The following is a 14775-nucleotide window of genomic DNA, read 5'->3' as shown; positions in this document are numbered from 1 at the left end:
TGTTTTTGACCTTATTTAGTCATTCTAGCTATCGCTTATGCAAAAAAGTCATAGAACTCGTATAAATACGTATGAAGCAAATGTTGCCTCTCTGCTAGAATCATTAACCCCCTATTTGTTTGTTTAAGAAGGAATGGACTCGCATGGATTCGCCAGAACAAAAAGAATTACTTCGTCAACAATTACGTCAAGCCGCATTGGAATACCATGAATTTCCAACGCCTGGCAAAATCAGTGTCACTCCAACTAAACAACTTACGAATCAGCGCGATCTGGCGCTAGCTTACTCGCCCGGTGTGGCAGCGCCATGTGAAGAAATTGTGGCTGATCCTGCTGCGGCATTTAAATACACAGCACGTGGCAATCTGGTCGGTGTGATTACCAATGGCACCGCAGTTTTAGGTTTAGGCAATATCGGCCCTTTGGCTTCCAAGCCAGTGATGGAAGGTAAGGGCGTCTTGTTTAAGAAATTTGCGGGAATTGATGTATTTGATATCGAAATCAATGAGTCAGACCCAGACAAATTGGTGGATATTATTGCTTCCTTAGAGCCGACGTTTGGCGGTATTAATTTAGAAGACATCAAAGCACCTGAATGCTTCTATATCGAACGTAAGTTGCGCGATAAGATGAAGATTCCAGTTTTCCACGATGATCAACATGGCACTGCGATCATTGTTGGGGCCGCTATTTTGAATGGCTTAAAAGTTGTTGGTAAAGATCTCAAAGACTGTAAATTGGTGGTTTCTGGTGCAGGTGCTGCGGCGCTGGCTTGCTTGGATTTGATTGTTGATCTTGGTTTTCCGATTGAAAACATCTTTGTTACGGATCTCGCTGGCGTAGTCTACAAAGGTCGTACCGAGTTGATGGATCCTGATAAGGAACGCTTCGCACAAGATACGAGTGCACGTAGTTTGAAAGAGGTCATCTCAGGCGCTGATATTTTCTTGGGATTGTCCGCTGGCGGCGTACTAAAGCAAGACATGGTGAAAACCATGGCGGCACGCCCTTTGATTTTGGCGTTAGCGAATCCTACCCCTGAAATTCTGCCTGAAGAAGTCAAGGCAGTACGAGATGACGCGGTGATGGCCACTGGCCGTTCCGATTTTCCAAATCAAGTGAATAATGTGCTGTGTTTCCCGTATATTTTCCGTGGTGCGCTAGATTGTGGTGCAACGACCATCACTCGCGAGATGGAAATTGCGGTCGTACATGCGATTGCCGATTTGGCGCAAGCTGAGCAATCTGATGTGGTGGCATCAGCCTACGGAATTTCTAACTTATCGTTTGGCCCTGAATATTTAATTCCTAAGCCATTTGACCCGCGACTGATGATTAAGATTGCGCCAGCAGTAGCAAAAGCTGCAGAAGATTGTGGCGTTGCAGCGCGACCAATTCAGGATATGCAGGCGTATATCGATAAGTTGCAGCAATTTGTTTACCACAGTGGCACGTTCATGAAGCCACTATTCCAAATCGCCAAGAAAGCACCAGATTCTCGCAAGCGCATTGTTTTTGCAGAGGGAGAAGAAGAACGTGTTTTGCGCGCTGTACAGGTGGTCGTTGATGAAAAACTGGCCAAACCAATTTTGGTTGGTCGTCCACATATTCTGGAAAAACGAATTGAGAAGTTTGGTTTGCGTTTACGCCCAGGTATCGATTTTGAAGCGATCAATCCAGAAATGGATGCAAGGTATCGTGATTACTGGCAAACCTATCATCAGATGACCTGCCGCCAAGGTATTACAGAGCAATACGCAAAGTTAGAAATGCGTCGTCGTCATACCTTAATTGGCTCGATGATGGTTCACAAGGGCGACGCTGATGGCATGATCTGTGGAACATTTGGTATTGGTAGTTTACATTTGTTTTACGTGAACCAAGTGCTTGGTAAACGTGCTGGCGTGAACGTATATGCGGCTATGAATGGTTTGGTCTTGCCTGATCGTCAATTGGTCTTGGTTGATACGCATATCAATGAAAACCCTAGCGCTGAGCAAATTGCTGAGATTACGATTCTGGCCGCAGAAGAGATGCGTCGTTTTGGTATACAACCAAAAGCAGCGCTGTTATCGCACTCTAATTTTGGTTCAAGCAATAGTGAATCAGCCAAGAAAATGCGTGCTGCATTAGCGATCGTACAACGCGATGCTCCTGATCTTGAGATTGATGGTGAAATGCACGGCGATACAGCGTTAGATTCAGATTATCGTCAAAAAATGATGCCTAGTTCTACATTAAAGGGCGATGCGAATTTATTGGTGATGCCGAATATTGACGCTGCCAATATTGCATATAACTTATTGAAAACGGCTGCGGGCAATAATATTGCGATTGGGCCAATTCTATTAGGTTGTGCAAAGCCAGTTCATATTTTGACTTCTTCAGCGACGGTTCGTCGTATTGTCAATATGACTGCTTTATGTGTAGTGGATGCAGTGGCGCAGCGCTAGTCTATATTTGCATTTTATTTAAGAAAGCCGTCATCACATTGACGGCTTTTTTTATCTAATGATAGCCATGCGAATGACTTGGCACAATCGCTAGCGGTGTAATACCACTTAACTTTAAATCTTGGAAATCGGCAAGATTTCCTATTAAGAAATAAAATTATTAAAAAAAACTATTAATACCACTTCTGCTGTTGTTTTTTTATCTTTGTCAATTATGTGCAAATACTTGTGATAAATAATGATGTAATCTCATTTTTAAAATATTTTTAAGTCGAGTTTTTTCGATATTTTCTTTGTTTTACTTCCTCTAGCCCAAATTTTATACTGTCATTGCTTTATTGATTATCTATAAAGATATCTCTTGTCTGCACTAAAAATGTTTGCAATTAGCTCACGCTCTGTTCTACTTGCACTTGCCAGATGAGATATGTCAAAAAATCAATATATGTACGGCTTTCTCAGATAAAAAGAGCATTTTGCCGCTACAACCCAAAATCAAGGTAGTTAAAAAAGGCAAAAAATGGGGACTAAAGCCACAAGCTTTGGTCAATTCAATACTTAGGGAGTTTTTCAACTAGAAGGTAGGGAATAAGATGAAAAAAGGTATGAAATTACAAGCTGTGTTGCGTCCAACAATCTTAGCAAGTTTAGTCGCTGCATCATTCAGCGTTTCAGCGGCTGATCGTATTGATTTGAGTGCTGGTATTCCAGCGAAAAATAAGGCGTTTAATTCGGCATCCAATAGTGCATCCGCGAGAGCCCATGAGGTGCTCGGTTTGGGTGCTGGAGAACTGCAAGCCTTGCGCAGCCAAAAATACGGCAACAAGCTCGTTACTCGCTATGAACAGTTGCACCAAGGAGTGCCAGTTTGGGGTGAGGTAATCGTTGAGCATTCCGATGAGACGCAATCGATTGTTTCTTCTGCTGCGCGTTCATTCCACGGCGCCATGTTAAGCAATTTGGCAAATGACTTGCCAACAGTGAAGCCTTTATACTCAGCAAGCCAAGCGCTAGGTTTATTGAAAAATGCAAAGCGCGCAAGCAACACATCAAACGAACAAACAAAACTATTTGTGAAGCAAGCGTCAAATGGCGTGGCTAAATTGGTTTATTTAGCCTCTTATGTCACGATCGCTGCGGATGGTACACCAAGCCGCCCACACGCTTTGATTGATGCGAATACAGGTGCGGTGTTAGAGCAATGGGAAGGTATTACGCATCTAGATGCTGGCGGCCCTGGTGGTAATCAGCGTATCGGTCGTTACACCTATGGTCCTGCAGGCAGCGGTGCTACTTATGGTCCATTAAATGTGTCTAGCACGTGCCAAATGACTAGTCCAAATGTCGACACTTACAATATGAATGGCGCGACTTCTGGCACGGGAACTTTGTACAAATTTACTTGCCCTACCAACACATTTAAAGAAATTAATGGTGCTTATTCTCCATTGAATGATGGTCATTTCTTTGGCAATGTCGTATTCAATATGTATCAAGCTTGGCTGGGAATTCGTCCAATTTCTGGCAAGTTGCAAATGCGCATTCACTATGGCACTAACTATGAGAATGCATTTTGGGATGGTTCCGCAATGAGCTATGGTGATGGCGGCAGTACTTTCCATCCTTTGGTTTCTTTAGGCGTTACTGCACATGAGGTTAGTCACGGCTTTACTGAACAAAATTCTGGTTTAGTGTATTCAGGCATGTCAGGCGGTATGAATGAAGCTTTCTCTGATATGGCGGGTGAAGCGGCGTCATGGTATATGCGTGGTACAGGAACTTTTATGGTCGGTGACGACATCAAAAAGGGCTCTGGCGCAATGCGTTACATGTATAACCCAGAGTTAGATGGTCGTTCAATTGGTCATGCAAGCAAGTTCACGAGTAGCATGGACGTGCATCACTCCAGCGGCGTATTTAACAAAGCCTTCCATATCTTGGCAACCTCATCTGGTTGGACTGTACGTAAGGCATTTGAAATCATGGCTGATGCAAATCGTCTGTACTGGACTGCCAATAGCACATTTAACCAAGGTGCGTGTGGCGTAGAAAAGGCTGCAATCAATCGTGGATATGCAGTTGCTGATGTTACAGCAGCATTTGCAGCCGTTGGTGTTACTGGGGGTTGTGGAACAACGACGCCGCCACCAACTGGTAGCGTATTGACGAAAGATGTTGCGGTAGCGTTCTCTGCAGCAGCAGGTCAAAGCGCGACTTATACATTTGCCGTACCAACCGGTGCGACGAATCTCACATTCAAAATGTCTGGTGGTACTGGTGACGGCGATTTGTACACCAAGTTAGGTTCTGCTCCAACGACAACTTCTTACTTGTCGAAATCAGATGGTTCAACGAATGCTGAGACAATCACTATCGCTGCGCCAACCGCAGGAACTTACTACTTGTTGGCAAATGCGTACGCAGCTGTTAATGGTGCTTCGATTGTTGCGAGCTATCAAACTGGTACAACGCCACCAAGTGGTAATGTATTGGTTAGCGGTGTTGCCCAAAGTGTGAGTTTGGCGACGAATGGATCTAAGGTGTATAGCATCGTTGTTCCTTCTGGTAAAACAAGTTTAACCTTCACATTATCTGGTGGCACTGGCGATGGTGATTTATATGCACGTATGACAACAGCACCAACAACAACTAGCTATACTAAGAAATCTGATGGTTCTACAAATACAGAAACTATCACTTTCAGTGCACCAACAGCTGGTACATACTATTTATTGGTGAATGCTTATGCTGCGGTGTCAAACGCAAGTGTTAAGGCAGTAGTTCAATAAGAGATGGAATGATTAAACAAACTCGGTTTATTCTAATGAATTGAATTGAATTGAATTGAAACGAGTTTGTTTGATTAAGGTTCGAGAAATTGTTTGAAATAGAAAAGCCGTCGAGAAATCTGACGGCTTTTTTTATTTAGGGGGAAGGTTTTGTGTTACTTGAGTTGCAGGCGCCACAGCGATGTAATTTCTGCCGCGCGTGCTTGATGTAAAGGATCGCTGCTGTCGTTCACTTTTGCATGGCGAGGCCGTATATCCATTTTTCCGATGACTTCAAGTCCATTTAGATCTATCCAGCTCCAAAATTCCTGTGCACTTCGTAATCCTAAATGTTCCGCCAAATCCGACATGATGAGCCAGGCTTCGCCGCCCGGTGTTAGGTGTTTTGATAGCCCAGCTAAAAAGCCGCGTAGCATTTGACTGTCTTGATCATAGACCGCATATTCGATAGCAGCATTTGGTCTAGCCGGAACCCACGGTGGATTACAGACGATTAGCGCAGCTTGACCATCTGGAAATAGATTGGTTTTGATGAGATCGACTTGGGACAAAAGATTGAGTTTAGTTAAGTTCTCTTTGGCGCAGGCGAGTGCTCGGTCATCTTGATCTGTCGCGATGATTTTTTTAATGCCACGTTTGGCTAAAATTGCCGCGATAACGCCCGATCCAGTGCCGATATCGAAGGCAAGTTCTAGGTTTGGTAGTGGTGCTTTTGCGACTAGATCAAGATACTCGCCACGCACAGGAGAGAAGACGCCGTAATGCGGATGAATTCGGTCTCCCAACGCGGGAATTTCAATGCCGTTTTTTCTCCATTGATGGGCACCAATGATTCCCAGTAGCTCGCGTAAAGAAATCGCAAAATCTTGATCTATCTGTCCGTAAGCTTCTAAACAGGCTTGTTTCACATCTGGTGCGCGGCGCAAGGGAATTGTGAAATCCGCATTGATCGGAATAAGAAGCATACCTAAAACACGAGCTCGTTGTGCCTGTGCTTGACGATGTAAATGAAAAGCGTCGGATGCTGTTACAGGTGGGTTTACCGATTTTTTTACTCGTGAGCGCTTTTTGTCGATTCTTCTCGTGATTGCCTGTAACAAGTTCTTTGCATTTTGAAAATCACCACGCCATAGCATTGCAGTTCCTTCACAAGCCAATTTATATGCGGTATCCGCATTTAAGGTATCGTCTGCGATTTGTGTTCGCTTGGGTGCTGGACTGGCGTTTTCAGAGTGCCAAAGCAAGGTCAGTTTTTCTTGATTTTCTAGCCAACTTATAACGGGATGTGGAGCATGCATGGGGACAATTGGTGAGGTGAGTCAGAACGATATGCCCGAAGTTTAACAAATGCAGCGCTTGAAAAGGGATAAAGATGTAAAGTGAGTCGCTGATACTCCTGCTCATATTTGGTTTCGCGAGAAGTTTCAATTAAAGCGACAGTGTATGCAGCAAATTGACTGACATAATCGACAAGTGCCGATAGAAATCTTATCGGCACTATTAGCGTACGGCACTAGTGAAGTACATCAATGGCTTTGATTTCATTTATCTGGTAATTTGGACTTAATAACCCCAAGGCGTAGGTGGAATACTTGTTGGTTTTGTTAAATCAAAGTTCACTCTAAATTCACGTCCTTCGCGAATGAGTCGGTAGCTAAAAGTATTCGGGTAAATAAATATTTGCCAAGTATTAGTGATTGATTGAGCGCTGCCTAAACGTGCGAATAGTTCTTTGGAATACTGGTCAGCAGGGAATGATTGGATATTCTTCCATCCGCCATCAAGGGTGTGCCCACCATACATGGTTTGTGCATCGTGACTGCCATCGGCATGTCGGTGATCATGTTTGAGTGAGAGACCTGAACCCGTTTTTGTGATTATCCAAGTACGTGAGTGATTGTCGCCAACATGAAATGGGATTTGCAATTGAGTGTCGCTGCATTTCCGTACATGCATGACGAGTTTTCCTTCAAAACCATCTGATTTTGGATTATCAACGACGACCTTTCCCTCGAAGGCTTTGCCACATAATTGTTGTAGTTGATCAAAGAAAGAATCATGGCTAGGGATAGAAACCAATGGTGCCTCTTGTTTTATTTGCGCTTGAACCGAGCTGATCTGCGCAATGCTGATTGCAAAGATGGCGGTGAATAGATGTTTTTTCATATGGCAAGTCGATTTGGAAAGATAAAGTTCGAATGTTGAAAGTCAGGTCCATTTGAACAAATAAACGAGGCATTCGTTTTAGATGCCACCCCATGCAGCGCTAATTACAGTAATCGCGGCTAATCCTGCGGTTTCGGTTCTGAGCACGCGCGGACCTAAACTTAACATAAGTGCTCCTTGATTTACTGCTAGTTGCTCTTCTTGTTCTGAGAATCCGCCCTCCGGTCCGATTGCGATGGTTAATGCTTGCGCGGGGTGATGCTTTGCCCAATCAGCTAATGATTGATTCGCACGAGGTGAGAGCAAGATGCGTTTGTGCATATCTTGTTGCGTCATCCACTTTTGTGCATCGATTAATTCAGCCAGAAGTGCAAGGCGTTTTCGCCCACATTGTTCGGTAGCACTTTGGATAATACCTTGCCAGTGCGCCATCTTTTTCTCTGCCCGTTCTTGGTTCAACTTTACGACGCTACGTTGTGCGGCGAGCGGTTGGATGTGATTCACGCCAAGCTCTATCGCTTTTTCTATAATCCAATCCATTTTGGAGCCTTCTGGTAAGGCTTGTGCCAGACTTAAATGAAATGGTAGTTCGACTTCCTCTGGCAAGAAAAGCTTCACTTCAGCAGTGACGTGTTTTTTACTTATTGCTGTCAGTGTTGCTAAATAACTGCCGCCTTCGCCATTAAAAAGCTCAACACGATCGCCGACGTTTAAGCGTAGAACAAAAATATGATGTGCGGTATCGCTTGGTAGATCGACGATCGCGCCCACAGACAAGGGCAGAGAGCAATAAAAACGAGGCATGTGATGACAGTAAATGTACGAGCTAGTAGGGGAAGGTAGAGCGCGTTTGTACAAGTGGCGCTCTAACAATCTTTATGAATTCATCGATGCAAAATAGCGATGTAAATTAATAGGTTTGGCAAGCGGCATTGAGTATGCCCATACCTAAGCTTAAGGCGCCCAGAAAAATGCCAGAAGCAAGTTTGTTATTCGGTACGTCTTTGATTAAGTCTGGTAGCAAGATACGTGCAATTACAAACGCAAGTAATTGAATGACCAAAGCAATTGCGCTCCAGATAAGCATGTCGGGTAAATCGACGCTATGCGCAACCGATGAGGCTAAGGCAATGCAATAACCAAGTACTGCACCTGATAGGCTGGCAGACGCGGCGGTATTGCCTTCACGGATTAAGGCAATTTCTTTATAGGGCGTGATACGAATATAGATCGCAATAAAGAGAAATAAAAAAGCGAGTGCGGAACCAAAGTGGCTGATAAATGCTGGAAAGCCATAGGCTAAAAATTGTGCGCTCATGAGGTACTTTCTAATCGATGAATAAAATGTGTTGGGGGATAAAACTTAATCGACAAAATAATGTGGAATAAAACGGCTAGTGTCTTTTGTGATAAGCGTTTCGTCTTCGCGTATTCCGATTCCAGCTGCCTCATCGCCTACCACCCATGAACCAATCGAGGTATAGGCTGGTGTAATGCCATCATCAAACTTTGGTTGTGGCGCATAGGCTTGATAAATGAAACCTTCTTGTCCATATTCGCCTTCAGTATGTATGACATTTCCATCTGCATAAATCGAAATATTTTCACCTTCACGTGATAGCAGCGGTTTCTTCACAAAATTACCGCTGATGCGCCATGCTTCGGTATAGGCAGGCAGCAAATTCGGATGATCTGGAAAGAGTTCCCATAGTACAGGCAAGATTGCTTTATTTGATAAAAGCATTTTCCATGCAGGCTCAACAATGCGAGCAGGGCGGCTTAATAAATGGCTAGAAAATTGTTCGCGACATAGCCATTCCCACGGGTAGAGCTTGAATAAATTATCGATTTTGACATCATTGTCATCGACCAATTCGGCGTTGGCTTCATCCCAGCCAAGTTCGTTGATGCTCATTTGCTTGGTTGCGAATCCAGCTTGAATTGCTGTATCGCGCAAGTAAGAAAGATTGCCAACATCTTCTTCACTATCCGCGCAAACAAAATGCACAACACCTTTCGCGTCGAACTTTTTCCATTGATCGATTAGTTTTTCGTGCAAAGAGTTAAATTGATCCGCATTTGGATAGACATCCTGCATCCAATACCATTGCGCGACTGAGGATTCCACCAAGCCAGTCGGTGTATCTGCGTTGTATTCCAACATTTTTGGCGCGCCGGTACCGTTCCAACTTAAGTCAAAACGACCAAATAGCGAGAACTCTTTTTCGCGCCAGCTCTCTTCTACGTAGGACCAAAAGCTTTGTGGAATCGCAAATCGTTCAAATTGACCATGACGAATAACGTGCTCAACTGCTTGCAAACTCATTTGATGCAAATCGATGGTGGCTTGTTCTAGTATGTCAATTTGATCTGCGGTAAAACGATAAGCGTAGCGTTCATCCCAATATAATCCATCAATGGAGTGGTAGCTAAAACCAAGATCCTCGAATTGACGTTGCCACGCCGTGCGTGGGGTTAATGATTCTCGAATCATTCGGTTTAGCCTCCGCCAGAAAAACCACGTGAGCTTGATCCGAAACCGCCACGGCTAACGCTGCGTGTGATGCTACGGCTAACAGCGCGGTCGCTCAATTGCGCAGCACTGCCATTAAATCGACTACCTAAAAAATTACGTTGAGCGGCATCTCGTTGCCCCTCATAGTAAGTCGGCCCCCAATAACGTCCGGTGTAGATGTGTCCGCCAGAGCTATTGCCAGTGGTTGGAATTAAATTTGAACTTGGTGGTGCTGGCTGCGGTTGGCAGGGATCAGTACTTCCCCAATCCTCTTTGCAATCTTCTAAACTTTGGTATTCATCACGTACACTGGCGAGATGCGCGTTTGGGTCATTGCTGCCACAGCCCGTCAAGCTCGCGACGGTGGCTGAAGTGACTAACATCAGTGGCAAACTTTGTGAGGCGCGACGTTTATGTTTTTGCTGTGTGCTCATCAGCATTCCTTCTTGATATTCTGAGACATTCAAATTGTTTGAGTTGCCATTGTAATACTGCCTATCTGACTTGTGACGGTCTTCGTCTTTTTGTTTTACCGTTGTCAGTAACTTGTTGTTTCTTTGAACGTCGTGCTTAGGCTTCAAGGTCTTTCAATTCAAGAGACGAGTTCTTTATGCTAGCAAGCGGTGATGTAGTTCGGCGTTGTAAAACTGTAGTTGATTAAGTTCGAGTTGCTGAATGCGTTGATTGATTTGTTGTTTGGATAACTGAAAATAATTCTGCGTAGGCATATGTTGCGCATCTTTAGCTGCCATCGCCATGCCCCACATCGCGCCATAAAGTGGAATAAAAACGTCGAAGGTCTGTACATGATCGAAGCTTGCGCGCAGACGCGCTAAGCTTGTCTGGTAACGCTCTGCGTGATAAAACGCGCTGCCTAAATGCAAGACGATGAGGCCATGTTCATTTAGACGTTGATAGCAAGACTGAAAAAAAGACTCAGTCATACAAGACTGCGCCAAATTGCTACCATTTGCCGTAATTGGATCAGTCAGATCTAAGAGAATTAAATCGTACTGATCGGAAGATTCCTCAATGTAGGCGAAGCCATCGCGATGAATGATATTGACCTTGATTGAGTCAAATGCGTTTTGGTGTATTGAGGCTAGGTGTTGCTTCGATAGCTTAATGACTTCTTCATCAATTTCGCACAAGGTGATGTGTTGAATACTTTTGTATTTGAGTAGCTCTTCTGTGGAGCCACCGTCGCCCCCGCCGATAATTAAGGCGGTTCTCGGACCACCGTGCGTGATTGCGGCCGGATGGACCAAAGCTTCGTGATAGTAAAACTCATCTTTTTCTGAAGTCATCATGGCGCCATCGATGCGCATGATCTTGCCGAATTCCGGCGAGATGGCGATTTGGATGTGCTGAAATGGGCTTTGTACCTCTGCGACAACTTCAGTGATTTGGGTTTGCATCGCCGTGTGCGCACTTAAATACTCTATTGCCATACTTTTTGTTGTTTCGCTGGGTGTTCCCCTTTGCAGACTTTGCCGCGAGACTTGTTGCGGTTGAAATGCAGTCACCAGACGTTCAACGATTTCTATGGCTTTTGCGCTATTGTCATTTTCAAAATTGCAAACATACACATCTAAGGTGACGGCTTGGCGTTCTGGCCAAGTGTGAATTGCTACATGTGATTCTGCTAATAAAAGAGTTCCGGTAATTCCCGCTGGACTACTATCCGGATGCGTAAAGCCGTGAAATTTTTCTCCTACTATTGTTAAACCTGCCTGCAAAGTTGTTTGGCGAACTAAATTGCTTAAGCGATCTTCTTCTATTAAAAGTGCTGGATTGCATTGGCACATAAAGCAATCTGCGGTGAGGTGTAAACCTTCCATAAATCTTAGTAAGAATGATGTGAAAGTCGCAATTGTATTCTGTGGCGCGCTGCTCTGGTAAAATAACGGACTTTATTACGTAAAACGATCACTTTGGCTAATGCTTGGTATTTGGTAACACTGGGTAATCCGAGCCCTATAAGACCTAATCGTTTTGCGTTCCGCAAGATTTTTATAAACTTTTCTCCTCTGCCGCTATGACATCCACATTCCAGCCTGAAAATACTTCTAAGATGGCCAATGCAATTCGCGCATTGTCTATGGACGCTGTTCAAAAAGCCAATTCTGGTCATCCAGGTGCGCCTATGGGCATGGCCGAAATCGCGGTGGCACTGTGGGCAGGGCACTATCGTCACAATCCGACCAACCCGTCATGGGTGAATCGTGACCGTTTCGTGTTGTCGAATGGTCATGGCTCGATGTTGCATTATTCTTTGTTGCATCTGACAGGCTACGATTTACCGATGTCTGAGATCAGCAATTTCCGTCAATTGCATTCCAAAACGGCTGGACATCCAGAAGTGCACATCACACCAGGCGTGGAAACAACCACAGGCCCACTTGGTCAAGGCATCACCAATGCAGTTGGTATGGCATTAGCGGAAAAATTACTTGCTGCAGAATTCAATGTGGATGGCGCGAATATTGTTGACCATCGTACGTATGTGTTCATGGGCGACGGCTGCTTGATGGAAGGTATCTCGCACGAAGCTTGTTCCTTGGCTGGCACATGGAAGCTGAACAAATTAACCGCATTCTGGGACGACAACGGTATTTCTATCGATGGTCACGTAGAAGGTTGGTTCACCGATGATACGCCAGCACGCTTTGAATCTTATGGCTGGAATGTGATTCGCGGTGTCGATGGTCATAACGTCGCTGCCGTCAATCAAGCAATTATTGCAGCCAAAGCATCTGACAAACCAACTTTGATTTGCTGCCGTACCGTGATCGGTAAAGGCTCTCCAAATATGGAAGGTACGCACAATGTGCACGGTGCTGCACTTGGCGATAAAGAAGTCGCTGCCGTGCGTGCAAACATCGATTGGAACTATCCACCGTTCGAAGTGCCAGCCGATGTGTACAGTGCATGGGATGCGAAAGTCGATGGTGCGAAAGCAGAAGCAGAATGGAATGCCGCGTTTGCTGCGTACAGTGCTGCGCATCCAGCCAAAGCTGCCGAACTGACACGTCGTATGAACAATGGTTTGCCAGCGAATTTCGATGAAGTAGTGAAGGCAGCGATTGCGACAACAGTCGAGAAAAAAGAAACGATTGCAACCCGTAAAGCTAGCCAAAATGCGATTCAAGCATTCGCTCCAAGCTTGCCAGAATTCCTCGGCGGTTCTGCCGATTTGACAGGTTCCAATTTAACGAACTGGAAAGAGTGCGTCGCGGTGCGCGCTAACCAGGCAGGTAATCATATCAACTACGGCGTACGTGAATTCGGTATGAGCGCGATCATGAACGGTATCGCTTTGCATGGTGGTTACTTGCCATTCGGCGCGACTTTCTTGACCTTCTCTGACTATAGCCGCAATGCAATTCGTATGGCGGCTTTGATGAAGATTCGTAGCTTGTTTGTCTTCACGCATGACTCCATCGGTCTCGGTGAAGATGGTCCTACACATCAATCGGTTGAGCATATTTCCAGCATGCGTTTGATTCCAAATTTGGATAACTGGCGTCCATGTGATACGACTGAATCCACAGTTGCTTGGGCAGAGGCGATCAAGCGTACCGATGGTCCATCGACCTTGATTTTCTCACGTCAAAACTTGCCTTTCCAAGAGCGTAGCGCACAGCAAGTTGCTGATATCGCTCGCGGTGGCTACATCTTGCAAGATGCAGCAGATGCGAAAGTGGTGTTGATTGCGACTGGTTCTGAAATTGAACTTGCGGTGAAATCAGCAGCAGAATTAGCTGCGCAAGGCATTCCAGCACGTGTGGTGTCTATGCCTTCAACCGATGTATTTGATCGCCAAGATAAAGCTTATCAATTGACCGTGTTGGGTAAAGGCTTGCCGCGTGTCGCGATCGAAGCTGGTGTTACAGCGTTCTGGCATAAATATGTTGGTTTGGAAGGTGCGGTAGTTGGTATCGATACTTTCGGTGAATCTGCTCCTGCAGGCGTGTTGTTCAAACACTTTGGCTTCACGGTAGAAAACGTGGTCGCGAAAGTGAAAACTGTTTTAGCGTGAGTAGATTGAATAATTTAGTATATTTTGACTACGCGCAAGTGAACCCAACTCAATATGAATAAAATCAAGGAAATCCAATTACGTCGTGCCACAGTCGCAGATGCGGAAGCGATCGCCGCAATCCGCATCGAGGGCTGGCGCACGACTTATCGTGGCATGATTCCTGATAGTTATCTCAACGAGATGGACATGAACGAAAACGTACTGCATTGGCGTACGATTTTGCAGGCGTTGCCGGTAAAAGAAGACAGTCTGTGTGTGTATGTCGCGGTGAGTGATAATGAGATCGTTGGTTTCGTCTCAGCGATGAAATTGCCTGAGCCAAAGCTGGGCAAAGATGGCGAAATCAATGCGATTTATATACGCCCACAATGGCAACGTTGTGGCATCGGTAAACGCATGTTGCATAAGGCAGCCCGTTCTCTACAAGCGATGGGCTGCACGAGTTGCGTGATCTGGGTGATTGACGGCAATGCACAAGCGCGCAATTTTTACGAAGAACTCGGTGGAGAGATCCTCATCGAGCAAGATTTTAGTTGGGATGGATTAGATCTGACCGAGGTGGGTTACGGTTGGAATGATTTGAGCGTGATGATGGCATCGGCGGATGCCATGCCGTTTCCGCGTGCTATGCAATAGCGGTTTATATAAACCTCATATTCGGGCGCATCGCGTTGTTGCAATTCCTCGCAATATCGACATATTGCTCCGGATTGCGCCTAGCGCTGCATCCCGACTAAGAGGTTTCTATAAACCTTGTTCAAAGGATTTTAAGTTTTTTTGTGTTTTATTTTTTGTTGCTGTTTGTCT

11 protein-coding genes are annotated in these 14775 nt (G+C 45.0%); 4 read left to right on the top strand and 7 right to left on the bottom strand.

Features of this window, described 5'->3' with window-relative positions; all coding sequences use genetic code 11:
• Positions 1-143 precede the first annotated feature (143 nt).
• Together IE103_RS03915 and IE103_RS03910 are read left to right on the top strand one after the other, a co-directional pair.
• Positions 144-2453: an NADP-dependent malic enzyme gene (locus IE103_RS03915; RefSeq protein ID WP_189344661.1), complete on the top strand. Its 2310-nt coding sequence runs from the start codon at positions 144-146 to the stop codon at positions 2451-2453.
• 605 nt (positions 2454-3058) lie between these two features.
• On the top strand, positions 3059-5242 hold the full coding sequence (locus IE103_RS03910; protein WP_189344660.1) for a M4 family metallopeptidase: 2184 nt from the start codon (positions 3059-3061) through the stop codon (positions 5240-5242).
• 155 nt (positions 5243-5397) lie between these two features.
• Here IE103_RS03910 and IE103_RS03905 read toward each other — a convergent pair whose 3' ends face one another.
• The 7 genes from IE103_RS03905 to speE form a co-directional block, all read right to left on the bottom strand.
• Positions 5398-6540: a methyltransferase gene (locus IE103_RS03905; protein WP_189344659.1), complete on the bottom strand. Its 1143-nt coding sequence runs from the start codon at positions 6538-6540 to the stop codon at positions 5398-5400.
• A 265-nt stretch (positions 6541-6805) separates the two neighbouring features.
• A complete protein-coding gene (locus IE103_RS03900; protein ID WP_189344658.1) occupies positions 6806-7408 on the bottom strand; it encodes a hypothetical protein in 603 nt (200 codons plus the stop codon).
• A 78-nt stretch (positions 7409-7486) separates the two neighbouring features.
• Positions 7487-8212 carry a 16S rRNA (uracil(1498)-N(3))-methyltransferase gene (locus tag IE103_RS03895; RefSeq protein ID WP_189344657.1) on the bottom strand — a complete coding sequence of 242 codons (726 nt, stop codon included), beginning with the start codon at positions 8210-8212 and terminating at the stop codon, positions 7487-7489.
• Positions 8213-8318: 106 nt separating this feature from the next.
• Positions 8319-8726: a DUF350 domain-containing protein gene (locus tag IE103_RS03890; RefSeq protein ID WP_189344656.1), complete on the bottom strand. Its 408-nt coding sequence runs from the start codon at positions 8724-8726 to the stop codon at positions 8319-8321.
• Positions 8727-8771: 45 nt separating this feature from the next.
• Positions 8772-9902 (bottom strand): glutathionylspermidine synthase family protein, encoded by a 1131-nt coding sequence (locus IE103_RS03885; RefSeq protein ID WP_189344655.1) that lies wholly within the window; start codon positions 9900-9902, stop codon positions 8772-8774.
• 5 nt (positions 9903-9907) lie between these two features.
• On the bottom strand, positions 9908-10357 hold the full coding sequence (locus IE103_RS03880) for a hypothetical protein (RefSeq protein WP_189344654.1): 450 nt from the start codon (positions 10355-10357) through the stop codon (positions 9908-9910).
• A gap of 174 nt (positions 10358-10531) precedes the next feature.
• Positions 10532-11764, bottom strand: coding sequence for a polyamine aminopropyltransferase (gene speE / locus IE103_RS03875; protein WP_189344653.1), 1233 nt, complete (start codon positions 11762-11764; stop codon positions 10532-10534).
• A gap of 197 nt (positions 11765-11961) precedes the next feature.
• Between speE and tkt the strand changes: the two genes are divergently transcribed.
• Together tkt and IE103_RS03865 are read left to right on the top strand one after the other, a co-directional pair.
• The gene (gene tkt, locus IE103_RS03870) at positions 11962-13965 is read left to right on the top strand and encodes a transketolase (protein ID WP_189344652.1); all 2004 of its coding nucleotides are present in this window, start codon (positions 11962-11964) and stop codon (positions 13963-13965) included.
• A 54-nt stretch (positions 13966-14019) separates the two neighbouring features.
• On the top strand, positions 14020-14604 hold the full coding sequence (locus IE103_RS03865; RefSeq protein WP_229827052.1) for a GNAT family N-acetyltransferase: 585 nt from the start codon (positions 14020-14022) through the stop codon (positions 14602-14604).
• The last annotated feature ends 171 nt before the right edge of the window (positions 14605-14775 follow it).

Origin of the sequence: Affinundibacterium macrobrachii, from assembly GCF_014652415.1 — a bacterium.
GTDB classification, from domain to species: Bacteria; Pseudomonadota; Gammaproteobacteria; order Burkholderiales; family Burkholderiaceae_D; genus Undibacterium; species Undibacterium macrobrachii.
This window is presented reverse-complemented; position numbering and strand designations above follow the sequence as displayed.

Excerpts from the sequence above, each read along its gene's own strand:
- IE103_RS03915 (WP_189344661.1), top strand. The coding sequence starts at position 144 with ATGGATTCGCCAGAACAAAAAGAATTACTTCGTCAACAATTACGTCAA.
- IE103_RS03900 (WP_189344658.1), bottom strand. The coding sequence starts at position 7,408 with ATGAAAAAACATCTATTCACCGCCATCTTTGCAATCAGCATTGCGCAG.
- IE103_RS03890 (WP_189344656.1), bottom strand. The coding sequence starts at position 8,726 with ATGAGCGCACAATTTTTAGCCTATGGCTTTCCAGCATTTATCAGCCAC.
- IE103_RS03910 (WP_189344660.1), top strand. The coding sequence starts at position 3,059 with ATGAAATTACAAGCTGTGTTGCGTCCAACAATCTTAGCAAGTTTAGTC.
- IE103_RS03880 (WP_189344654.1), bottom strand. The coding sequence starts at position 10,357 with ATGAGCACACAGCAAAAACATAAACGTCGCGCCTCACAAAGTTTGCCA.
- speE (WP_189344653.1), bottom strand. The coding sequence starts at position 11,764 with ATGGAAGGTTTACACCTCACCGCAGATTGCTTTATGTGCCAATGCAAT.
- IE103_RS03885 (WP_189344655.1), bottom strand. The coding sequence starts at position 9,902 with ATGATTCGAGAATCATTAACCCCACGCACGGCGTGGCAACGTCAATTC.
- IE103_RS03865 (WP_229827052.1), top strand. The coding sequence starts at position 14,020 with ATGAATAAAATCAAGGAAATCCAATTACGTCGTGCCACAGTCGCAGAT.
- IE103_RS03905 (WP_189344659.1), bottom strand. The coding sequence starts at position 6,540 with ATGCATGCTCCACATCCCGTTATAAGTTGGCTAGAAAATCAAGAAAAA.
- IE103_RS03895 (WP_189344657.1), bottom strand. The coding sequence starts at position 8,212 with ATGCCTCGTTTTTATTGCTCTCTGCCCTTGTCTGTGGGCGCGATCGTC.
- tkt (WP_189344652.1), top strand. The coding sequence starts at position 11,962 with ATGACATCCACATTCCAGCCTGAAAATACTTCTAAGATGGCCAATGCA.